This window comes from Sphingomonas sp. CCH9-F2 (genome assembly GCF_001556735.1).
Lineage (GTDB): Bacteria > Pseudomonadota > Alphaproteobacteria > Sphingomonadales > Sphingomonadaceae > Sphingomonas > Sphingomonas ginsenosidimutans.
Window position 1 is genome coordinate 1 of record NZ_LSJO01000137.1, and the last position, 227, is coordinate 227.

General features: G+C 66.5%; 1 pseudogene. It reads right to left on the bottom strand.

What is annotated here, in order from left to right:
* Nucleotides 1-227, bottom strand: a pseudogene (locus AX685_RS04040) (IS21 family transposase); the annotation flags it as partial.

Genomic DNA, 227 nt, shown 5'->3' on the forward strand with positions numbered 1-227 from the left:
CGCAGGCGTGGCTGGAAGAAGCGGCCGCGCGCGGTCTGCACCTGGTTCTCGACCTGACCCTTCTCCCAACCCGACGCGGGCGAGCAGGCGGTCGGCTCGACCATGTAGTGGTTGGCCATGACCAGGAAGCGCCGGTTGAAGACACGCTCCTTGCCGGTGAACACGCTCGTCACCGCCGTCTTCATGTTGTCGTAGATGCCGCGCGTCGGCACGCCTCCGAAGAAGGC